Below are 19,246 nucleotides of genomic sequence, written 5' to 3'. Positions count from 1 at the left end.
TTTGAGCCTCGTGTTTAGAAGACGTGTTTACACTAACGTACTCTAACAGCGGCCTCATCGGATAGAAACACGGTATTAAACCCCGTTAGTAGAAACCCTCCTATAGTCCTCCCTTTGAGTAACCATCCGATGAACGAGTGGTTACCCTCCATTCTTCTGTTCTTCCTGTTGTGTTTGTATCCGATGACGCCGCCTACTATGAACGTCTTTGGAGCGTGTTTCTATAACGAGTACGGCCCTCAAACCGAGATGACTGATTGAGATAGCACAAATAGAGGGAGTCCCATACAACCAGAGTCTATTTTATGGCCTCTGAAAGAATTCAGAATCGGTTTTACATACATTGAATGGTTCCCATCGTATTTTGAAAAAGAATCGCTCTCGCAACCGCACAGAGCGTCGGTAGTTCTTCAAGACAACCGGGTGATTGCGAGAGCCATAGGGAGTAGAGAATACCACATATGTCCAAATTATACTATAGTGTATTGTAATTCCACAATTAAGTTTTGTGTCTCGGCCCGCCGCTTCAGGACCTCAGTTCATCGGTCGCGTTTCTGCACTTGGTTGCTACACCAACGAAAGCCCGAACTCGTGCGTGATAGTAAGCGCGACCACGTGCTAACTGTGAAAGTGGCAGGGTTTTGAGAGTAGTTGCGTTGGTCAGTCATAATCGAGTGATGGGCGGTGAGCAAAGAATTGTTGCTCGAATTTATCGAGAACGACGAGACATCTAAGCCGGGGGTTGTTGACCCTCGGTTGTGTCCCGCCGTTCCGGTAGGGCGAACGGAGGACTGGAGCGTGAAAATCCATGCTCCTGTCCGTCGTTTCAGAACGAGTTATCACTCACTCAATAGCGAGCAGTTGGCTTCGCGCTCTCGCCGCCATTTCGGGGTGACCCTCCGCCAGCAACTCCGCGATGAGGTGGTACACTCGTTCGACTGGGATGCTCTCCTCGTAGGGCCAGTTCCCCGCCGAAGTCGGTGTCCGTCCCTCAACGACGGCGACGACGTTCTCGGCCTCATCGAGTTCAACCACGGGGAAGTCGTCAGGCTCGTGGGCCTCGGAGGCGTTGGCGGGGTGATTCTTCCGACCCTCAATCTGTCCGAGGTGGATTAACACCCCGTGTATTCCTTTGAACGGTTTCCCACAGTACGGACAGAGCCGGGCGACCGACTCGGTTTTCCGCTCCTCTGGGTAGTTGACTTCGACCTCTCGCGTTCCGACCTCTTCCAGATTTTCGAAGTCGAGATGCTCGGGAATTTCTCCCTGCGGTCCGTGCCCGTCTCCAACACTCCGAAGCACGTGGAGATGCATCCCGCGACTCAACTTCTCGGCCTCACAACCGTCCACGGGACACTTGACGACTCGCTCCGCGTTCCGGTGGGGCTTCGTCGGCGACGTCATCGGATTTTACCCCATCCTGTCGAGGGCATCCCGACGGTCTTCTACGGGTACTTGGTCGTACTTCATTGTCGTCATGGGGTTCTTGTGGCGAAGTTGGGCCTTCGCCGCGGCGAGGTCGCGCTCCTTGGTCATGTACGTCCCCACAGAGTGCCGAATTGTGTACCACGACATCTTCCGGTTCGCCGTCTCGATACCGGCTTGGTCGCAGAGTCGGTGTAGTAGCCTCCGAAGGCTACCTGAACCGTGAGGGTTCCCGTGACTCGTCAGCCAGAGTGCGTCAGTTCCCTCGTACCGCTCATACTGCTCCCGCTCCTCCAACCAGCGAGACAGTGCCGTTGCAGTTCGTTCTGTGAGGCTGACAGTCCAGTTACCCTCATTCTTCGAGGACTCGTCCTTCGGAATTCGGAGGATGCTGTTCCTCGTGTCCACCCACTCTGTTCGGGCGTTTCGGACCTCGTTGGGTCGAAGACCGGCGTCGAGACTGGTCCAAACGAGCGAAGTGACTTCCCACCCGTTCACTTCGTCCCAGTCTTCGCGCGTGACATCCCCGTACGCCTTCCCGAGGGCGTTCGAGATGTAGAGTTTCCATCCGTTACGCTCCTCTGCGGTGAGAGAGCCGTAGGCAGGGATGTTTCCCTCGTTGAGTGCCGCCTGTCGGATGGCACGGCGTTCTTCGCGCGTGAGGAAGTCTTGCGGCTGGTGGTTGCCGCCAGAGCCGTCGAAAGAGTACTCGAACTCCCACTCGGCGTACCCGTACTCGTGGTGGAGCCATTTTGAAAGGTGCTGGAGGCCTTCCTGTGCTTTTCCCTTCGTCACTTGGCTCTTATCGGAGAACGCCAACCAGTCCATGTAGGCGGCGGCGTCATCGGACTGAGGCGGGTACGTGTACTCGTTCTTCTGCTCCCAGAGCCACAGGTCGAAGCGCGCGGTTCGGTACGCCGTCGAGTAAACGGTGTACGGCGAGTACCCTTCGGCCTTGTCTGGGTACTTTCCAACCTTCAACAGCCATGACAGGAATCGAACTCTCCTGTCTTTGTAGTCTACAAGTTGTTTCTCGTTCAGTACGCCGTCGTGCGATTTTGGGACCACCGGGATGGGGCGTTCTGTGTCTAACTCCCCGTTGGTGAATACGCTACAGCGCGAGAGCATGATTGGCAGGTCTTCCATGTTGGTTTCCTGCCGAAGCGAAAATCGAATGACGGCGAAGCCGTCGTATGCGCGGGACAGGGTTCGAACCTGCGAAGGTCTACACCACAGCGTCCTAAGCGCTGCGCCTTTGGCCACTTGGCTACCCGCGCGCATCGGGGAACGCTCCCCTTCACCCGGACATTTTCCGCACCGTCATATAAACGTCACGAGGAGTGCCGAGCAGTGCCGCCGCGGAGATTATGTTCCGGGAGCGAGAAGGTCGGTCATGTACAGCGCCCGAGACCAACGAGACAACGAAGAGTGGTTGGCCAGCATCGACGCCGCCGCCGACAGTCTCGAACTCGGAAGCGAGGCCCGTTCGTACGCCTCAGACATGTTTCTCTCGCAACTACCGGACGAAGACCGCTCGAAGAACGCCGTCGCCGCCGCCAGCCTCTACGCTGGTGCGCTCATCGCGGGCGAAGAACGCTCACAAAGCGCCATCGCGGAGACGATGGAGGTGTCGCGGTTGAGCATTCAACAACGCTGGAAAGACCTGCTCCGCGGAGCCGGGTTCCGACCGCCGAGTTGGTGACTGAAGCCGCCAGTCAGTGGCTTCTGCCGTCGGGCCAGACCCGCCGCGTCAACGCGACGTAGGTCACCGCAGTAGCGACGACGCCGGCGGTGACGTCGCCGGCTGGAATGCCAACGAAAAGCGAGAAGAATAGCCACCGACCGCGAATTCGGTGACGGTAACCCCGACGAGGAACGCGATGGCGGTGCCAATGGCGAGACTCACGAACAACTTGTGGCAGATGGATTACAACCCACGCGAGAACCAGAAAACTATTCGTCGCTACTGGGTGGATTGCGGCCGCGACCGTCTCGCTCGGGCGTGAGGTTGCCGTGTCGGTCGATTTCGCCCATGACGATTCTGGTCGAAGAGATTCTGTCGCCGTCTTCGGCCGGGACGTGTTCGACAACCTCGATTTGGAGGGGCTTGAGACCCTTTTCTTCTCGAATCTGGTTGACTCGCTCGCCGCCCGATTTCGTCTCAGGCGAGACGATGAGAACGTCGAACCCCGGTTCGGTTGCGATGCCGGTCGGCTCGTCTAGTTTTCGGACGTCGAACTCGCGGCCGTACTCGTCGGCTAGCGGCCGAAGCTCCGCTTCGAGGTCGGCTCTTCGCGTCTCGAAGGGACGAACGTAGCGGTCCACGTGACGGGTCTGTGGCGCGAGTTCGTCGCTCGTGAGTCCGACCGTGACGTCGCCCAATTCGAACGCTCGTTCGAATAGCGCGAGATGTCCATCGTGGACAGGGTCGAACGTCCCGCCCAACGCGACGTGCATACTCTCGGGGTGGGTGCCCCGCGACTTAAGCGGGTCGGGTTAGCGTGGCGACAAACACCGAACGAACGAGAGACTGCAGTGTTATTCTTCTCGGACGGTAATCGTGACCGGTTCGGTTTCGTCGGACCCGTCGGTGCCGAGGTGCCGGTCGAGGTTGAATACGGCGTTCAACTGTTCTTGGACCTGTTCGGAGACACCTTTGACGAGGTCGCTCGGCGCGATAGCGGTGTACTCGTAGGGGTTGTTGCCAGCGCCGGAACTCTTGCGTTTGCGGCGCTCGACCGTCTCGTCTTCGGTGAGCTCGGCCAGCGCCTCGCGGACGGTACTCGGATAGAGACCGGTTCCGGTTGCGACCTCTTCGCTCGTCGAGTGCGGGTGCTCCCGGAGATACACGTAAATACGCGCTCGCGTCTCGGTGTCGAGAATCCACGCGAGTAGGTCTATGAGTCCGTCGTCGAACTCGGAGATAGTACAGTCCGAGGGTTCAGTCTGCTCGTCTGCCGCCGAATCCGCTCTCCGCTCGGTAGTCTGGTCCGCAGTCATTTGTTCTACGACAAAGGTCAAAACGCTGGTCCTGAAAAATGTTTCTTGTCGAGGTCGCCGGTATCGAGGCCGTAGACGGATGTTTGTGCGTCTCAATCAAGTGTGAGGTATTCACAAAGAGCGTCGATTCCGGACGTGTCGTGGATGCGTCGTTGGACGACCGCTCCCGACTCGGCGTCGAGGAGGTTCCGCAGGCCGTCCACGTCGAGTCGGTCGGACTCGCTTTCGACGAACGATTCGAGGCTGACGACGCCCTCCGAGTCAGGCGTGATAAAGCTCGCATCGCGGCCGTGACGGGTCGCGCGCCACTTGTTCTCGTCGAGGAGTTCCCGGCGAACGCTCGTCCCGGATTCGCCCGACTCGTAGCGCTCTGCGAGGTCCGAGACGAGCGCGTAGACGTATTCGACGAAATCGACCACGCGGTCGGGGTCGGTCTGGGCGTCCGGCGTCCGAATTTCGACTGTCCCGTGGCCCGTGTGTGGGCGCACGTCGTACCAGAGTTCGCCCCGGTCTTCTATCGACCCGTGTTCGACCATCCGGCGTTCGAACTGCTGGTAGTCGTCGAAGTCGTCGAACGCGGTCGGTATACCCGTGTTCGGAAGGTTCTCGAAGATCTTGGCGCGCGCGGAGGCGAGTCCCGTGTCGAACCCGTTCCAGAACGGCGAGTTCGCGGACAACGAGAGGAGCGGCGCGAGATACCAGCGGAGTTCGTTGGCAATCCAGACGGCTTTGTCGGCGTCGTCGATGCCGACGTGGACGTGAAGCCCGGCAGTCGTATTTCGGTGCTGTGGGTACTGAATTCGGTCGAGTTGTGCTTGGTATCGCGGTTTCGCCGCGTGGTCGAGTTCGCGCCACTTCGCCGCGGGGTGGAGTCCGGCCGCGGCGATGCGGTAGCCGTGGTTCGACGCGTGTTCGACGAGCGCTTCGCGGACGGACGTGACCGCCGACGCGACGTCGGACAGGTCCTCGATACGTGGCGTCTGCGTCTCGATAGTGAATTCAAACAGTTCGTGGTCGAGTCGTCCCGAGAGCAGTTCTGGGGGTTCCGGTCCGTAGACCAAGTCGTCGATGCCAGACGTGGGGCGACCGTCGGCATCGACGATATAGAACTCCTCTTCGACGCCGAGCGTCCCCATTCGGTCGAAGGCATCCGCCGACCCTAGTTCCATCGCAACGCCGTTAGATGCCCCGAATTAAAAACGTCGTGGACCCCGGCGAACGCGTCGCACAACTACAGGCGTTACACCCGGGGATATTGACCGATACATTCTCGCGTCGCCGAGCGTATCGGCGGGCGAGCGACCTCACTTCGGCCGGGCGACGATACCGAGGTGGTCCGCGTGGAATCGGTCGAGTCGCTCGGTTTCGATGATTTCGTAGGCCGATTCGAGTGCGGAGAGCACGTCCGCGAACACCTCGTCTGGGTCGGCAGTCACGTCTTCACTCCGGGCTTTGACGGCCATCAGCAGTCGGCCGTCGTCGGCGAGGAACTGCCGGTTGCTGACGGCGACGTCAGCCTGTCCGCGGGTCGCAACGTCCATAATGAGGCAATCGACGCCGGATTCGACGACGTGTGCGTAAGAATCCGGGTCGCGCGCGTCCTTGAGAAGCGGGAAGAGATTGTCTCGGGCTTCGGCGACGCCGACGAGGTCACGAACCGGTCGCGGCGCGAACTCGACGGCGTAGGTCGCCCCGGCGAAATCGGCGACGTGCGAGACCGTCGTCCCCGACGCGGCACCGAGATAGAGCACGGTCTCACCGCCGACGAGTCCGGTGTCCATGCCGAGTTCGAGCATCGCGCCGAGTTTCGAGCGTCCGGCGTCCCAGGCGCGCCAGCCGTCGGAATCGACCGGTTCGCCGTACACAGGGCCGCCGCGCGTGGAGAGTCGCATTCGGCCGTCGAAGGACCGACGATCGACGCCCGTCGGGAGGGCCGGCGAGTCGGCCGAGTGGTCGTCGCTCATTCGCCTCCCTCCTCTTCGCGGGCGCGAATCGTCGCCATGCGGTCGGCGAGTTCCTCGTGAATCTCCGGGCGATAATCGCCTGAGTAGTGGTCGATACGGGCCGCGATAGAGAGTTTCCCGGCGAACGCGCGGGCCGCAGAGCCGCGGTCCTGTGGACGAGTTCCACGGACGTACTCGTGGGTGAAGATAACCCCGTGTTTCGGCGACGAGGCGCGGCCTTTCAAGTGAGCGAAGAGCGCGTCTTCGGCTCCGAGCACTTGGACTGTCCCGCTCGGCGATTTAGCGAGGCTATCGAGACCACCGGCGAGGGAGATGAGTCGCGCCGCGAGCACGGGACCGGCCATCTCGGCGAGGTTCGGCGCGCTCGTCGGAGCACGTTCTTCGATGAACGCGCGGAGTTCGTCGCGTTCGTCGAGGAGGTCAACGGCGCGAGTCGCATAGGAGACGACGCGTTCTTCGGCCGCGGTCGATGGCTCGCGGGCGGCGATGTCTCGAACGCCGTCGAGACCGCGCGGAACGGACTCGTAGAGCGTTCCCGCCCACTCGACGACGCGCTCGGCGAGTTCGTTGGCGGTTCGTTCGGCGTCGTCCATCGCGCGCACCGCGTGAGCGAGTTGCACGTCGTCGGCACGCTCGCGCTCGGCAACGGCGTCGCGGGCGGCCGAAAGCGTCGCCGAACGGAGTTTGGCGTAGTAGTCGGTTTCGTCGGCGGCGAACCCGGATTCGACGGCCTCTGCGGGCCAGTCAGTGGGAGCGGACGCGCGACCCTCTCGGATGCACTGTGCCCCGGATTCGGGGTCGTCCGGGGTCGTGCCGGCGAACCATGCGTCTGTCATACTGGCGGATTGCGCCCCGTCGGGGTAAAAGGACACGGACCCGCGAGCGGTGGTGTGTTCGTCATACCGTGGTAAGTTTTAACACACAATATTACGTACCGATTGGCGATGGAACGGGCTTCGTACGTCTGTCGTGAATGTCAAACAACCGTGAGCGCCGCATCGTACCGTGCGACCTGTCCGAAGTGTAGCGGCGAACTTCGGCCCACGTCGGTAACTAATTCTGATTACCGACGTGCCGGAGGGTGAACGGGACGCGCGGGTCGTCCGACCCGACCGTCATTCGCTCGATTGCCGTGACGACCGACGACCTCGTGACTGCTCTCGAAGCGAACTGGCGCGGAACGAAGTCCGTCGTGCTTCGCGTCACGCCGCCGTTTTATGGGCGAATGCGGGCGCGAATTCACCTCACTGGCGGAGAGTCGGCCGACTACGACGAGCCGTCGCCTCTCCATTTGACGCCCGGATTGTTCGTCTCCGAGAGTACTCCATCGTATCCCGAGGCCGACGAGACCCGGCCGGAACCCTACGAAATCGACGAACACCACGAACGCCACACCGCCGCTGTCCGCGAGTGGCGCACCGCGGTCCGGGAGCATCTCCGCGAGACAGTCGAACTTCCGGCGACCGACGAGCCACACGAAATCGAAGTGAAGTACCTCGGTTGAGTACCGGTGTCGGCGTTGGCGTGAGTGGAATGCTCACATGGGACGAACATTTTTTCGGCGTCGCACACACCGTAGCGACATGTCCACCGACGAGTACCGTCGCGGCACGGCGGTCGAACGCGAACGACAGGGAAAACAGCGACCCGCTCGCGGCCGCTACCGCGGTATCTTGCCGACGATTTACGCGATTGGACTCGTCATGTTCACCGTCGTCTCGGCGTATCTCGGTCCGGAACCCGCGTTCGCCGTCTATCTCGTCACGCACGTGTTTTATGCGGGACTCATCCACGGCGACATCAACTCGCTCCGCGAACAGGGCATCGAGTGGGGCGTGTCGCGGCATCTCTGGTTCGGTGCGGCGTTCACGCTCCCGTTCGTCGTCCCCGCGTACTACCTCTACAGCAGGCGCGTCATCCGCCGGGAAAACGAGTCGCGCGGGCTGACAAACGAGTGACGTCAGACGCCGAGTGAGGACCGAATTCGAGGCTAAATTGGTATCGAACTGGAACGTTCGTAGCCACCGAACTTATACCGAGAGAGCGGAAACTCCGGGGCGACGATGGCTAAACGTACAATCGCAATCCTCGCTGTGGCCGCTCTTCTCCTTACGAGCGGCTGTATCGGCTTCTTGACTGGCCAAGAGGCGCTGACGTTCGACGCCGAACCGGCGGCGACCGACGCGACGGCCGCATCGAACGCCGGGTATTCGACGAACGGCACCGAAACATTCCACGTAAACCACACGGTGAGCGTCGGCGGACAGGAGCGAAATATCTCCGTCAGTAACCACATGACGACATACCAGAAGGCCATCGACCTCGGGTTCTTCGGCGAGGCCAAACTAGGCATGTTCAGCGTCATCTCCACGCCCGCCGCCGAAGTCGGTGGAGAGGCTCGAAACCCAATCAAAGATTACTCCAACGACCGACTGGTCAAACTCGTCGATAGCCAGTATCAAGGATTGCGCGACGTCGAGGTCGTGAGTTCCCGTAACGTCCAGATGCTCGGCGAGCAAAGCAACGTGACCAAATACAGCGCCACCGCGCAGTTCGGCGGCGAAGAAGTCGATGTCTACGTCCACGTCACCAAGGTCCGTCACGAAGAGGACTTCGTCGTGGCAATCGGCATGTACCCACAGCAACTCGACGGCGAAGAGGAGAACATCCTCGAACTGATTCGCGCCGTCGAACACCCGTCGGAAGCGTAAATTCGGGCGAGACTTTTTCTCGTTGACGCGGGTCGGTGTGTTATGAAACGCGTGCGGACCGCAGGAATCGGTGTCACGGCAGTCGGCGTGGTCGGCTACGGCGTGGGTGCGTTCGTCGCGTACCCCGGACGTGCATTCTCCGTGACGACCGTGATGGTCGGAATTACGCTCTGGGCTATCGGAGGAGGCGAATGATTTCGGCACTCGTCTACGACGACGGCGGCGTGAGCACGTACGACGCGTCGAGCGTGACGGCGGCGCGCGATGCCGACGGCACCACGTGGGTACGCGCAACCGACGAATCCGAGTTCGACAGCGTCGCGTCGGCGTTCGGCATCCACCCGCTCACGGTCGAAGACGTGCGAAACGACGCCCGGCCGAAGACCGAGGAGTACGAAGAGTATACCTTCGTCATCGTTCGAGTGGCGACGCTCCGAGTCGGAGAACAGGTATTCGAAGAAGAAGTCCAGACGAAGCCGGTTGGTCTCTGCTTCGGCGACGATTGGCTCGTGACGCTGACCCGACGAGAGATGGAGCCGCTCGACCGCGTGTGGAACGCCGTCGAACGAGAAGACTCAAGATTACTTCGGCTCGGGCCGGATTTCGTCGCCTACCGCGTCATCGACCGCATCACCGACGACTATTTCGGACTGTTAGACGAGGTCGGAGAAGAGATAGAACACATAGAAGACATCATCCTCGAAGGTGCGAACCCGGACGTGCTCGAAGGGCTGAACACGGTCAGACGCGACTTGCTGTCGTTTCGGAAGACGGTCTGGCCGACGCGCGAGGCCGCGGCGGTGCTCGCCCGCGGCGACCCGGAGCACGTCCGCGACGTGACAGAGAAGTACTACCGCGACGTGTACGACCACCTCGTGGAGTTGGTTGACCTCACCGAGACCTACCGGGAACTCGCCCGCGGCGCACGAGACATCTACCTGAACACGCTGTCGCAATCGACGAACGAGGTCATGAAGACGCTCACCGTCGTCGCAACTATCATTCTCCCGCTCACACTCGTCGTCGGTATCTACGGGATGAACTTCGACCCCGCCGCCTCGGCGGTCAACATGCCCGAACTCGGCTGGGAGTACGGCTACGCGGCGACGATGCTCGGGATGGCGCTCGTCTCCACCATCCTACTGGTTTATTTTCGTCGGGAAAACTGGCTCTAACTGGACGTAAGAAATTTATCACCGGGACAGTCCGGACGGACTGTCACGATTTGTCCCTGAAAGGCCGAGAGCGTTGCCATACCGTGGTATTTGCCCACATCCCGTTGGCGAAACACTTATATCTACTTCGAACTTACTCTTGGTAAGGCCCGTCCAAGCCGGATTATTCTTTCGTCTTCTTATGGCCTTCCGGCCGAGACGTATCAGCGCCTTCCACCCCACCATGAGCGATACAACAACCCGAACCTACAGTACCGACGCAAAGGCCCGGGACGTAACTCCCCGCGAGTCGGAGCGAGACGAGCGACAGGCAGACGAAGAACAGGTCTGTCCCGAATGTAGTGGCAACCTCATCCACGACGACGACCACGGCGAAACCGTCTGTCAAGAGTGCGGCCTCGTCGTCGAAGACACTATCGTTGACCGCGGTCCCGAGTGGCGCGCATTCGACGCCTCCGAGCGAGACAGCAAGTCGCGCGTCGGTGCGCCGACCACGAAGATGATGCACGACAAGGGGCTTTCGACCAACATCGGCTGGCAGAACAAAGACGCCTACGGCAAGTCCCTCTCGCCGCGCCAGCGCGAGCAGATGCAACGGCTCCGCACGTGGAACGAGCGGTTCCGCACCCGTGACTCCAAGGAACGGAACCTGAAGCAGGCGCTCGGCGAAATCGACCGCATGGCGTCCGCGCTCGGTCTCCCCGAGAACGTCCGCGAGACGGCTTCGGTCATCTACCGGCGTGCACTCAACGACGACCTGCTTCCCGGTCGTTCCATCGAGGGCGTCGCTACCGCGGCGCTGTACGGGGCCGCCCGCATGGCCGACACGCCTCGGTCGCTCGACGAACTGGAGAAAGTCTCCCGCGTCGATAAGATGGAACTGACCCGGACGTACCGCTACATCGTCCGCGAACTCAAGCTCGAAATCAAGCCCGCAGACCCCGAACAGTACGTGCCGCGGTTCGCCAGCGAACTCGACCTCTCCGACGAGGCGGAACGACAGGCGCGGACACTCCTCCGCGACGCGAAGGAGACGGGCATCCACTCGGGCAAGTCACCGGTCGGTCTCGCGGCCGCCGCGGTCTACGCGGCCGCCCTTCTCACCAACGAGAAGGTGACCCAAAGCCAAGTCTCGGAGGTTGCCGACATCTCCGAAGTGACCATCCGCAACCGCTACAAAGAACTGCTCGAAGTGCAGGACGGAAGCCTGGCTGCGTAAGTGGTTCGGGGCGGCCCGGTGGGACGTACTTTTTATAGATGTGTGAGTTCGTGGCAAGATTTATCCGCGCTCACGGAGCATATTCGGTCATGGTTGAAGCGTTCGTCCGACTCTTGTGCCCCGAATGTGGAAAGGACTGGGAGACGAATCCGACCGAACTCCCCGCTCACCGTGACAATTTCTCGTGTCAAGGATGCGGCGTAACCCGTCGCACCGCCGAGTTCATGCGAACGGAGCGCGACCTCCAGACGCTCAAACAGTTCGAATAGAAACGGACTCGTCAGCGAGTCAGTCAGTAAAAAGCCGACTTTTCAGAGGTCAGGAATCGAAGAGAGCGCCCCGCACGCGTCGCACTTCAACACGTCAGCGCCTTGTTCGGTGACGAGTCGCGTGTCGGGTGACCCGCACTCGCCGCACAGTACGAACGACTCGACGTACTCGTCGAGCGCCTCAGCGATGCGCCGCGGTTTGAACTCGCCGGTAAAGCGCGCTCGTCCTTTGTCGTCGATCTGTGCGCTCGTCCCGAGTTCGGACTGGAAAAACTTCAGGACGTGTTCGACGTCGCGCGCGAGTCGGTCGTGCGTCGCCGCGAAGTTCTCGTAGACCGTGACGTTCCCCTCCTGTCGAACCGTCGGGTCAGGGACTTCGAATCGGTCGCCGCCTTCTGCGACGTCCGGTGCCTCCGAGAGCGCCCGGTCCAATTGGTCGTCGTAGTCCATACGCGACAGTACGCGAAGGGTCGCCTAAAATATTCACGACCGCCTGACGGAGCGCGCGCTACATAGCTATATAAAGGACTCGTGATATTCCCCCATGATTCTCCACCGATGACCGAAAACACAAAACGAATTGAAAGAGTCCAAACACTAAATTTCCCGTGAGACACCCATAATCGGCGGTTTAAGCAGGGTGAATGCTAACGCGACTCAAGATAATACTATATCCCTCCGGTCTCAAGCCGTGTTTGCTCATGAAGAAGCAGGAACTCATCCACCTGCACGGCCTGCTCGCGGAAGTGCACACACAAATCGAGGCGTGGGAAGACGAACAAATCGGTCTTGCTGAGTACAACGAACTCGGCGTACGACCGACATCTATCCACAAATCGAAGACGGACCACAAAGCAGCCGTGTTTAAACTGGCGAAAGGAATTACTGGAGCGATGCGCGAGGCGGAACCGGAACCGATTGCTCCACAAGCAGACTGAATCGAGAAACGAAACGCGTTCTCCTCCACGAAGTCACAGACCGAAAGCGACTGCGCCGTCGTCGGTGACGAACTGGCACTTGCGAGCGATGGCTACGTCGTGAACGTTAGCCGTCGGTCGATGTCGGCCGCGTAAACGGACGACAAGCGGATGAGTTCCTGCGAAACGGTTTACCCGGCGAAAAACGAGACTCGTCAGCGGTCGCCAACGAGGTCGTCGAAGTCGGGGACGGTATCGTCACCGGTACCGTCGCCGTCAGTCTCTTTTCGTTCGTCGTCGAGTGGCTCAACAGAAAGTACCTTCAACGGGATGTTTTCGAGGCGCTGGCCGATTTCCTTGCGGGCGATTCGAGACGCGTGTTCTTCCTGTTCGACGTTGAACACGGTCATCTCGAGTTCGAGTGCCACCAATGCCTCGTCCGCGACGATAAACGCCGGAAGCGAGTCGCTATCGGGGGCGGTCCGAGAGCCCATGTTAATTTCGACGTATTTCAGGTCCGGGTTGAGCATCTCGCCCGTCTTGGAGATTGCGATGCGAATCGCCTCGTCTTTGGTTTCGACGTCGTACACCGGGACCGCGGCCTCGACGACGACTCTGCAGTCCATGGTCGGTGTGAGATTGTACCGCGAACGCTATCAACCTTCTTGCCAACCCGGTTTAACAGAGCCTTACTCGCCGCCGGAGCGGAGATAGTGGAAGACGTAGGTCTGCGTGTAGCCGGCGTACTCGCCGCCGAGTCGCTCGCGGATGGCCCGTGACGTGGCCGCGTAGTTGCCGCGAGCGCAGTCCGGATAGTGGTCTTCGATTGCCGAGCGAATCCACGTGTCGAGCGGGACGGCTTCGAGGTATCCGAGCGAAAACAGCAGGATACAGTCGGCGACCTTGTCGCCGACGCCGACGAAGTTCGTCAGGTAGTCGCGGGCGCCCTCGTAGTCGCGGCCGCGCGCCTCGGCCGGCGTCGCCTCGCCGGTCGCAACCATCTCCGCGGTTCGCTGAACGTAGGGAGCGCGGTACCCGAGGCTGAGGTCTCTGAGTTCGTCTTCGGTCGCCGCGGCGAGTCGGTCGGCCGTCGGGTAGGCGTACTGCGTTTCCCCGTCAAATTCGACGACCTCGCCGTAGGTTTCGCGGAGACGGGACTGCATCCCGAAGATTCGTGAGACGCGCATCTGCGCCGAACAGATAAACGAGATGAGACAGCCAAACGGCGGGTCGCGGACGAGACGCATCCCGGGATAGGCGTCGTACGCTCGGTGGACCAGCGGGTCGTTCGGCATCCGGTCGTAGATGGCGTCGAGGTCGTCGTCGAGTCGAAGGAGGTGTCGGAGTAGCGGGACGGCGTCGAGATTCGACTGCCACTCCAGCGCGCCGTCGGTCTGACGGACGCGGACGACCGCCGACTCGTCTGAGACGCCGTCGAGTGGCGGGACGACGGTTTGGTACCACGCGTCGCCGCCGTGGGCCGCGTCGCGTTCGTACATCTGTCCGTCGGGACGGTCCCAGAGGTACGTCTGACCGCTCTCCAGGGTCGATTGGAGGTCGAACGCGCCGTCGAGGTTTGCGAGGTCGATAACACCCGTTTCCATCGCTTCCACGTTAGGCGCGAGGGATTTGCGGGTTTCGATGCGAAGGCGACGGACGGCCTGTGTCCGTGACGGTTCTCAGCGGTTTCGACCCACGGGGAACTGGACGCGCTCTGGATGGTCGGTGAGTTTCGTGAGAATACGCTCGTACAGGCGGTTGCGGACGCGTTGGCCTCGGGTCGGTGGCACGAGGACGCGCAGCCGGAGGACGACCCACGACTCCTCCTGTGCGATGTTGACCGTCGGGCCGTCTGCGACGTCCAATTCGAGGGGCGAGTTGTCGAGACGTCGTCTGTACCGGCGCAAGGCGGTGCGCATGTCGTCGCCGAGCTCCGCTTCGGCCACGTCTCTCATCACCTCACGTGCGAACCCGAGGTCGGTCTCGTAGGCGACCTGTATGGGAACTTCGGCCCAGACGCGGTCGAACAGGTCGTTGTGGTTGACAACCTCCGACGAGAGGACGAGCGAGTTCGGCACCGTAACTGTCCGGCCGGTCGGTTGGGTCGACGCGAGCGGTCCACCTGCCTCCCAGAGCGTCGTCACTAAAAAATCGACTTCGGCAACGTCACCGGAGACGCCCGCGACCGTGACTCTGTCGCCAACTGCGTAGGGTCGCTTGATGACGATGTACACCCAACCGATGAGCGAGAGAATCGGCTGCTGAAGCGCGAACGTGACCGCGAAGCCGATGACGCCGAACGAGACGAGGACGCCAAGCCACTGTTCTGTGAACGCGCCGAGGACACCGACGAGTGCGACGAGCCCCAGAACCAATCTGAGAACGTTTCGAGCGTCGTGAGCGCGGCGTTTGTCTGCGAGTCGGTCGACGAACACGGCCATCGAGAACCGATAGATTCCGTAGGTGACGAGCGCGACTGCGAGCGCCGAGAGACCCTTCGAGAGGAGAACGTCCGCATTCGGAACCGCGAAGTCCGACAGCGGCGTCGTCGCCCGGATAACTCCGGCGAGGACGGCAGCGAGGAGACCAGTGACGAACGCACCGAGACCCAGACGACGAGACATACCGTCGCCGTCGGATGGATACGTGAAAAAGGTGGGGACGAGCCGTAGCCGCGGACGTCGCGGTTCCCGCTATCTCCTGAGCAGTCGGCCGAGAAGCAGGCCAAAGACGACGCCGACGGCGAGAATCCTGGCAAGTCGGCCCCGGTCGGCGAATCTGATAAAATTCGTCTCGTCTGGGGACACTTCGACGACACCGAGTGGGATGGCCTGTGCGCCGCCACCGCCACCGAATCCTTCGCCACCACCGCCAGATGCTTCGCCGCTATCCTCTTCCGCATCGTCGGTTGCAGACCCACCACCCATTCCGACACCGAACGCGACGCGCGCGCGACGGGAATCACCGGTGGCAGTGCTCGCAAGTCGAGAAAATCAGTGATTGTGGTGGGTCTTCGTCGGCGTCAGTTGCGGATGTGGAGGTCCGTCAACTCGGCGAGGCGGGCCGAAACGTCGTCGGCGAGTCCCTCGCGGGTGACGCGCCACTCCCAGTTGCCGTTCTGCGTGCCGGGGGTGTTGAACCGGGCGTGAGAGTCGAGACCGAGGAGGTCCTGCATCGTCGTGAACGCGAGGACAGACGCCGAGTTCCAGACGGCGTCGATAATCGACCATTCGATTTCCGAGCCGTCGGCACCGATGTTGTAGTGCAGGCAGTCGCGTGTGTGGTCATCGAGCGACCGGTAGTAGCCGACGAAGGTGTCGGTGTCGTGCGTCGAGGTGTAGGCCACGGAGTTCTCCGGGTAGTGCATCGGTTGGTACATGTCGCCTTCGCGGCACCAGTCGGCGTACTGCGGAACGCGCATCCCGGGGACGGCAAAGCGGTCTCTGAGGTCCACGAGCGAGGCGTCGAGGAACCCGAGGTCTTCGACGATAAACGGAAGTTCGCCCAGTTCGCGCTCGACCGTCTCGAAGAAGTCGTGACCCGGCGCGTCGCGCCACTCCCCGTCGGCGGGGTCGTGAGAGTCGGCGTCGATGGCCCAGTACTCGTCGAAGCCTTTGAAGTGGTCGATTCGGGTCACGTCAACGAGGTCGAACAGGCGGCTGAGGCGGTCGAGCCACCAGTTGTAGCCATTCTCGCGGAGGGTGTCCCAGTCGTAGAGGGGGTTGCCCCAGCGCTGGCCTGAATCGTTCGGGTTCGGCGGGACGCCCGCGACGACCGCCGGTTCGTGGTCGTCGTTCAGGTCGAACGCCTCGGGTGCGGCCCACACGTCGGCGCTGTCGAGCGCGACGTAGATGGGGAGGTCGCCGACGAGGGTGACGCCGTTCTCGTCGGCGTAGTCGGCGAGGTCGTGCCACTGCTCGTCGAAACAGAACTGGACGAACTCGCGGTATCGAATCTCCTCGGCGTGTTCGTCGCGGGCGCGAGCGAGGGCGTCCGGGTCCCGCGTCTTCAACTCGGTCGGCCAGTCCGTCCACGCGCCGTCGAACTCGTCTTTGAGAGCGGCGAACAGCGCGTACGCTTCGAGCCAGTGGGCTTCCCGCTCGCGGAAGGCGTCGAACGCGTCGCGGTCGGCTTCCGAAGCGGTCTCTTCGAATCGGTCGAACGCCATCCGAAGCCGCGAGCGCTTGTAGTTGCCGACGCGCTCGTATTCGACGGCGTGGTCGTCGAAGTCGGGGACTGGTTCGAGGTCGTCGCCGGTTAGCCACCCGCGGGATTCGAGGTCCGCGAGAGCAATGAGAAGCGGGTTGCCAGCGAACGAAGACGACGACTGGTAGGGCGAATTTGCGTGAATCGGCGCGGTCGGGCCGAGTGGGCAGAACTGCCACATCGACTGCTCCGCGTCGGCGAGAAAGTCGATAAACGCGCGGGCACCGTCGCCGAGGTCTCCGATGCCGTGCGGACCGGGGACCGACGTGACGTGCATGAAAACGCCGCTCTGTCGGGAAAATCGCATACCGGTTGCATCGGTGTGCAAACAAGTTGGTCCTTTGGGTGCGGACGGGGGTCCTGCGCGCCCGTCTCAACAACACTTATTCCCCCCCGTCGGTTTCGTGCGCGTATGAGTGATATCGCTGTCATCCTCCCCGACGGAACGGAACTTGCCGTCGAGGAGGGTGCGACGGTGCGAGACGCCGCGTTCGAAATCGGCCCCGGCCTCGGGAAGGACACCGTTGCTGGCGTCGTCGATGGCGAACTCGTAGACAAAGAGACCGCCCTCCACGACGGCGCGAACCTCGTCATCGTCACCGACCAGTCCGACGAGTATCTCGACGTGCTTCGCCACTCGGCGGCCCACGTCTTCGCACAGGCCCTCCAGCGTCTCCACTCCGAGGCGAAACTGACCATCGGCCCGTGGACGGACGACGGCTTCTACTACGATGTGACGAACGTGGACCTCGAAAAGGAGGACCTCGAAGCCATCGAAGACGAGATGCGGAACATCATCGAGGAAGACCTCGACATCGAGCGCACGCTCATCGACCGCGAGGAAGCCCTCGAAAAGTACGCCGACAACCCCTACAAGCGCGATATCCTCGAAACCGAAGCCGCTGGCGACGACGAACTGTCGTTCTACGAGCAAGGCGAGTTCGAAGACCTCTGTAAGGGCCCGCACGTCGAATCGACGGGCGATATCGGCGCGGTCAAACTCCTGAACATCTCCGCGGCGTACTGGCGCGGCGACGAAGAAAACGACACCCTGACCCGCGTCTATGGGACGGCCTTCGAGTCCGAATCCGATCTCGAAGACTTCCTCGAAATGCGCGCCGAAGCCGAAGAGCGCGACCACCGCAAACTCGGACAGGAACTCGACCTGTTTTCGATTCCGAGCGTCACGGGTCCCGGTCTTCCGCTGTACCACCCCAACGGGAAGAAGGTTCTCGACGCGCTGGAGAACTACGGGCGCGACCTCAACGAGTCTTACGAGTACGACTACGTCGAGACGCCGCACTTGTTCCGGACGGAACTGTGGAAGCAGTCGGGACACTACGACAACTACCAAGACGACATGTTCCTCCTCGACGTCAACGACGAGGAGTACGGCCTGAAGCCGATGAACTGCCCCGGTCACGCGACCATCTTCAAGCAGGGCAGTTGGAGCTACCGCGACCTGCCGGTTCGCTACGCCGAAAACGGGAAGGTCTACCGCAAAGAACAGCGCGGCGAACTCTCGGGTCTCTCCCGCGTCTGGGCCTTTACCATCGACGACGGCCACCTGTTCGTCCGCCCCGACCAGATAGAACAGGAAGTCGAGGACATCATGAACATCATCCTCGAAGTCCTCGGGACGTTCGACCTCGACTACGAAGTCGCACTCGCTACGCGCCCCGAGAAGTCCGTCGGCTCCGACGAGATTTGGGAGCAGGCCGAATCACAACTCGAAGCCGTCCTCGAAGACAGCGAGATGGACTACCTCGTCGAAGAGGGCGATGGTGCCTTCTACGGCCCGAAAATCGACTTCTCGTTCGAGGACGCTCTCGGCCGCAAGTGGGACGGTCCGACGGTCCAACTCGACTTCAACATGCCCGAGCGCTTCGAACTGTCGTACACGGGCGAGGACAACGAAGAACACCGCCCGGTCATGATTCACCGCGCGCTCTACGGCTCCTTCGAGCGCTTCTTCATGGTCCTCATCGAGCACTACAACGGCAAATTCCCGACGTGGCTCGCACCCGAGCAGGTCCGCATCCTCCCCATCTCGGACGACCAAATCGACTACGCCGAATCCATCAAGGAAGAACTCGGCGACTTCCGGGTCACCATCGAGGACCGCTCGTGGACGCTCGGACGGAAAATCCGCGAAGCGCAGACCGACCGCGTTCCGTACATGATCGTCGTCGGCGGCAACGAGGAAGAAGCAGGCACCATCTCCGTCCGCGACCGCAAAGAGCGTGAGACTCAAGACGTGACGGTCGAGACCTTCCGTGACCACCTCGAACGCGAAGTGGGCGACCAGCGCGTCGAACCCGACTTCCTCGGCGACCAGTAAGGCGACTGCCCGCGTTGCC

General features: G+C 61.4%; 24 protein-coding genes and 1 tRNA gene. 11 read left to right on the top strand and 14 right to left on the bottom strand.

From position 1 onward, the window contains the following. Window positions 1–843: 843 nt before the first annotated feature. From C440_RS00305 to C440_RS00295, 3 genes are all read right to left on the bottom strand, one after another. Window positions 844–1,404 (bottom strand): hypothetical protein, encoded by a 561-nt coding sequence (locus C440_RS00305; protein WP_008317145.1) that lies wholly within the window; start codon window positions 1,402–1,404, stop codon window positions 844–846. A gap of 6 nt (window positions 1,405–1,410) precedes the next feature. After that, window positions 1,411–2,571, bottom strand: coding sequence for a tyrosine-type recombinase/integrase (locus C440_RS00300; protein ID WP_008317144.1), 1,161 nt, complete (start codon window positions 2,569–2,571; stop codon window positions 1,411–1,413). A gap of 48 nt (window positions 2,572–2,619) precedes the next feature. Then, window positions 2,620–2,702, bottom strand: a tRNA-Leu gene (locus C440_RS00295). A gap of 116 nt (window positions 2,703–2,818) precedes the next feature. On the opposite strand from C440_RS00295, the gene C440_RS00290 reads away from it, so the two are divergent. Further along, window positions 2,819–3,127, top strand: coding sequence for a transcription initiation factor IIB family protein (locus C440_RS00290; RefSeq protein WP_008317143.1), 309 nt, complete (start codon window positions 2,819–2,821; stop codon window positions 3,125–3,127). A 251-nt stretch (window positions 3,128–3,378) separates the two neighbouring features. Here the strand turns inward: C440_RS00290 and C440_RS00285 are convergent, their stop codons facing one another. The 5 genes from C440_RS00285 to C440_RS00265 all read right to left on the bottom strand — a co-directional run bounded on the left by C440_RS00285 (window position 3,379) and on the right by C440_RS00265 (window position 7,225). Then, a complete protein-coding gene (locus tag C440_RS00285) occupies window positions 3,379–3,882 on the bottom strand; it encodes a phosphopantetheine adenylyltransferase (RefSeq protein ID WP_008317142.1) in 504 nt (167 codons plus the stop codon). A gap of 81 nt (window positions 3,883–3,963) precedes the next feature. After that, window positions 3,964–4,425 (bottom strand): winged helix-turn-helix domain-containing protein, encoded by a 462-nt coding sequence (locus tag C440_RS00280; RefSeq protein ID WP_008317141.1) that lies wholly within the window; start codon window positions 4,423–4,425, stop codon window positions 3,964–3,966. A gap of 92 nt (window positions 4,426–4,517) precedes the next feature. Continuing rightward, a complete protein-coding gene (locus C440_RS00275) occupies window positions 4,518–5,594 on the bottom strand; it encodes a glutamate--cysteine ligase (protein WP_008317140.1) in 1,077 nt (358 codons plus the stop codon). Between the two features lie 135 nt (window positions 5,595–5,729). Continuing rightward, window positions 5,730–6,389 carry a fibrillarin-like rRNA/tRNA 2'-O-methyltransferase gene (locus tag C440_RS00270; RefSeq protein ID WP_008317139.1) on the bottom strand — a complete coding sequence of 220 codons (660 nt, stop codon included), beginning with the start codon at window positions 6,387–6,389 and terminating at the stop codon, window positions 5,730–5,732. Then, entirely contained in the window at window positions 6,386–7,225 is an 840-nt protein-coding gene (locus C440_RS00265; protein WP_008317137.1) for an NOP5/NOP56 family protein, read from the bottom strand. The genes C440_RS00270 and C440_RS00265 overlap by 4 nt, the downstream gene beginning before the upstream one ends. Before the next feature lie 108 nt (window positions 7,226–7,333). On the opposite strand from C440_RS00265, the gene C440_RS17200 reads away from it, so the two are divergent. From C440_RS17200 to C440_RS00235, 8 genes are all read left to right on the top strand, one after another. Next, window positions 7,334–7,474, top strand: a complete 141-nt coding sequence (locus C440_RS17200; RefSeq protein WP_152417808.1) for a rubrerythrin-like domain-containing protein — start codon at window positions 7,334–7,336, stop codon at window positions 7,472–7,474. Then, window positions 7,471–7,893 carry a hypothetical protein gene (locus tag C440_RS00260; RefSeq protein ID WP_008317136.1) on the top strand — a complete coding sequence of 141 codons (423 nt, stop codon included), beginning with the start codon at window positions 7,471–7,473 and terminating at the stop codon, window positions 7,891–7,893. Before C440_RS17200 ends, C440_RS00260 begins: the two co-directional genes overlap by 4 nt. A 79-nt stretch (window positions 7,894–7,972) precedes the next feature. After that, window positions 7,973–8,347 (top strand): hypothetical protein, encoded by a 375-nt coding sequence (locus tag C440_RS00255; RefSeq protein WP_008317134.1) that lies wholly within the window; start codon window positions 7,973–7,975, stop codon window positions 8,345–8,347. 126 nt (window positions 8,348–8,473) lie between these two features. Continuing rightward, a complete protein-coding gene (locus C440_RS00250; protein ID WP_193788382.1) occupies window positions 8,474–9,100 on the top strand; it encodes a DUF6517 family protein in 627 nt (208 codons plus the stop codon). Between the two features lie 42 nt (window positions 9,101–9,142). Beyond that, window positions 9,143–9,295 (top strand): hypothetical protein, encoded by a 153-nt coding sequence (locus C440_RS17585; protein ID WP_008317130.1) that lies wholly within the window; start codon window positions 9,143–9,145, stop codon window positions 9,293–9,295. Further along, window positions 9,292–10,275 (top strand): magnesium/cobalt transporter CorA, encoded by a 984-nt coding sequence (gene corA, locus C440_RS00245; RefSeq protein WP_008317129.1) that lies wholly within the window; start codon window positions 9,292–9,294, stop codon window positions 10,273–10,275. Before C440_RS17585 ends, corA begins: the two co-directional genes overlap by 4 nt. Before the next feature lie 223 nt (window positions 10,276–10,498). Then, window positions 10,499–11,494, top strand: a complete 996-nt coding sequence (locus C440_RS00240) for a transcription initiation factor IIB (protein ID WP_008317126.1) — start codon at window positions 10,499–10,501, stop codon at window positions 11,492–11,494. 89 nt (window positions 11,495–11,583) lie between these two features. Next, window positions 11,584–11,763, top strand: a complete 180-nt coding sequence (locus tag C440_RS00235; protein ID WP_004056599.1) for a DUF7836 family putative zinc-binding protein — start codon at window positions 11,584–11,586, stop codon at window positions 11,761–11,763. Between the two features lie 42 nt (window positions 11,764–11,805). On the opposite strand, the gene C440_RS00230 is transcribed toward C440_RS00235, so the two are convergent. Then, window positions 11,806–12,213 carry a translation initiation factor IF-2 subunit beta gene (locus C440_RS00230; protein ID WP_008317120.1) on the bottom strand — a complete coding sequence of 136 codons (408 nt, stop codon included), beginning with the start codon at window positions 12,211–12,213 and terminating at the stop codon, window positions 11,806–11,808. A 251-nt stretch (window positions 12,214–12,464) separates the two neighbouring features. Between C440_RS00230 and C440_RS00225 the strand changes: the two genes are divergently transcribed. After that, complete coding sequence (locus C440_RS00225) at window positions 12,465–12,701, top strand: UPF0058 family protein (RefSeq protein WP_008317117.1); 237 nt, start codon at window positions 12,465–12,467, stop codon at window positions 12,699–12,701. Window positions 12,702–12,895: 194 nt separating this feature from the next. Here the strand turns inward: C440_RS00225 and C440_RS00220 are convergent, their stop codons facing one another. From C440_RS00220 to malQ, 5 genes are all read right to left on the bottom strand, one after another. After that, a complete protein-coding gene (locus tag C440_RS00220) occupies window positions 12,896–13,306 on the bottom strand; it encodes a DUF555 domain-containing protein (RefSeq protein ID WP_008317115.1) in 411 nt (136 codons plus the stop codon). Between the two features lie 63 nt (window positions 13,307–13,369). After that, window positions 13,370–14,284, bottom strand: coding sequence for a DNA-3-methyladenine glycosylase family protein (locus C440_RS00215; protein ID WP_008317114.1), 915 nt, complete (start codon window positions 14,282–14,284; stop codon window positions 13,370–13,372). Window positions 14,285–14,359: 75 nt separating this feature from the next. Continuing rightward, entirely contained in the window at window positions 14,360–15,304 is a 945-nt protein-coding gene (locus C440_RS00210; RefSeq protein ID WP_008317112.1) for a mechanosensitive ion channel family protein, read from the bottom strand. A gap of 69 nt (window positions 15,305–15,373) precedes the next feature. Beyond that, window positions 15,374–15,607 (bottom strand): hypothetical protein, encoded by a 234-nt coding sequence (locus tag C440_RS00205; protein WP_008317110.1) that lies wholly within the window; start codon window positions 15,605–15,607, stop codon window positions 15,374–15,376. Between the two features lie 95 nt (window positions 15,608–15,702). Next, the gene (malQ, locus tag C440_RS00200; RefSeq protein WP_008317108.1) at window positions 15,703–17,193 is read right to left on the bottom strand and encodes a 4-alpha-glucanotransferase; all 1,491 of its coding nucleotides are present in this window, start codon (window positions 17,191–17,193) and stop codon (window positions 15,703–15,705) included. 105 nt (window positions 17,194–17,298) lie between these two features. Here malQ and thrS point away from each other — a divergent pair, with 105 nt between their 5' ends. Beyond that, window positions 17,299–19,227, top strand: coding sequence for a threonine--tRNA ligase (gene thrS, locus C440_RS00195; RefSeq protein ID WP_008317106.1), 1,929 nt, complete (start codon window positions 17,299–17,301; stop codon window positions 19,225–19,227). The last annotated feature ends 19 nt before the right edge of the window (window positions 19,228–19,246 follow it).

Origin of the sequence: Haloferax mucosum ATCC BAA-1512 (genome assembly GCF_000337815.1) — an archaeon.
Taxonomy (GTDB): Archaea; Halobacteriota; Halobacteria; order Halobacteriales; family Haloferacaceae; genus Haloferax; species Haloferax mucosum.
Note: the sequence above shows the minus strand (reverse complement) of the source record. Positions and strands in the feature narration are given on the sequence as shown.

Coding starts and splice junctions, on each gene's coding strand:
- C440_RS00305 (WP_008317145.1), bottom strand. CDS start 1,404: ATGACGTCGCCGACGAAGCCCCACCGGAACGCGGAGCGAGTCGTCAAG.
- C440_RS00300 (WP_008317144.1), bottom strand. CDS start 2,571: ATGGAAGACCTGCCAATCATGCTCTCGCGCTGTAGCGTATTCACCAAC.
- C440_RS00290 (WP_008317143.1), top strand. CDS start 2,819: ATGTACAGCGCCCGAGACCAACGAGACAACGAAGAGTGGTTGGCCAGC.
- C440_RS00285 (WP_008317142.1), bottom strand. CDS start 3,882: ATGCACGTCGCGTTGGGCGGGACGTTCGACCCTGTCCACGATGGACAT.
- C440_RS00280 (WP_008317141.1), bottom strand. CDS start 4,425: ATGACTGCGGACCAGACTACCGAGCGGAGAGCGGATTCGGCGGCAGAC.
- C440_RS00275 (WP_008317140.1), bottom strand. CDS start 5,594: ATGGAACTAGGGTCGGCGGATGCCTTCGACCGAATGGGGACGCTCGGC.
- C440_RS00270 (WP_008317139.1), bottom strand. CDS start 6,389: ATGAGCGACGACCACTCGGCCGACTCGCCGGCCCTCCCGACGGGCGTC.
- C440_RS00265 (WP_008317137.1), bottom strand. CDS start 7,225: ATGACAGACGCATGGTTCGCCGGCACGACCCCGGACGACCCCGAATCC.
- C440_RS17200 (WP_152417808.1), top strand. CDS start 7,334: ATGGAACGGGCTTCGTACGTCTGTCGTGAATGTCAAACAACCGTGAGC.
- C440_RS00255 (WP_008317134.1), top strand. CDS start 7,973: ATGTCCACCGACGAGTACCGTCGCGGCACGGCGGTCGAACGCGAACGA.
- C440_RS17585 (WP_008317130.1), top strand. CDS start 9,143: ATGAAACGCGTGCGGACCGCAGGAATCGGTGTCACGGCAGTCGGCGTG.
- corA (WP_008317129.1), top strand. CDS start 9,292: ATGATTTCGGCACTCGTCTACGACGACGGCGGCGTGAGCACGTACGAC.
- C440_RS00240 (WP_008317126.1), top strand. CDS start 10,499: ATGAGCGATACAACAACCCGAACCTACAGTACCGACGCAAAGGCCCGG.
- C440_RS00235 (WP_004056599.1), top strand. CDS start 11,584: ATGGTTGAAGCGTTCGTCCGACTCTTGTGCCCCGAATGTGGAAAGGAC.
- C440_RS00230 (WP_008317120.1), bottom strand. CDS start 12,213: ATGGACTACGACGACCAATTGGACCGGGCGCTCTCGGAGGCACCGGAC.
- C440_RS00225 (WP_008317117.1), top strand. CDS start 12,465: ATGAAGAAGCAGGAACTCATCCACCTGCACGGCCTGCTCGCGGAAGTG.
- C440_RS00220 (WP_008317115.1), bottom strand. CDS start 13,306: ATGGACTGCAGAGTCGTCGTCGAGGCCGCGGTCCCGGTGTACGACGTC.
- C440_RS00215 (WP_008317114.1), bottom strand. CDS start 14,284: ATGGAAACGGGTGTTATCGACCTCGCAAACCTCGACGGCGCGTTCGAC.
- C440_RS00210 (WP_008317112.1), bottom strand. CDS start 15,304: ATGTCTCGTCGTCTGGGTCTCGGTGCGTTCGTCACTGGTCTCCTCGCT.
- C440_RS00205 (WP_008317110.1), bottom strand. CDS start 15,607: ATGGGTGGTGGGTCTGCAACCGACGATGCGGAAGAGGATAGCGGCGAA.
- malQ (WP_008317108.1), bottom strand. CDS start 17,193: ATGCGATTTTCCCGACAGAGCGGCGTTTTCATGCACGTCACGTCGGTC.
- thrS (WP_008317106.1), top strand. CDS start 17,299: ATGAGTGATATCGCTGTCATCCTCCCCGACGGAACGGAACTTGCCGTC.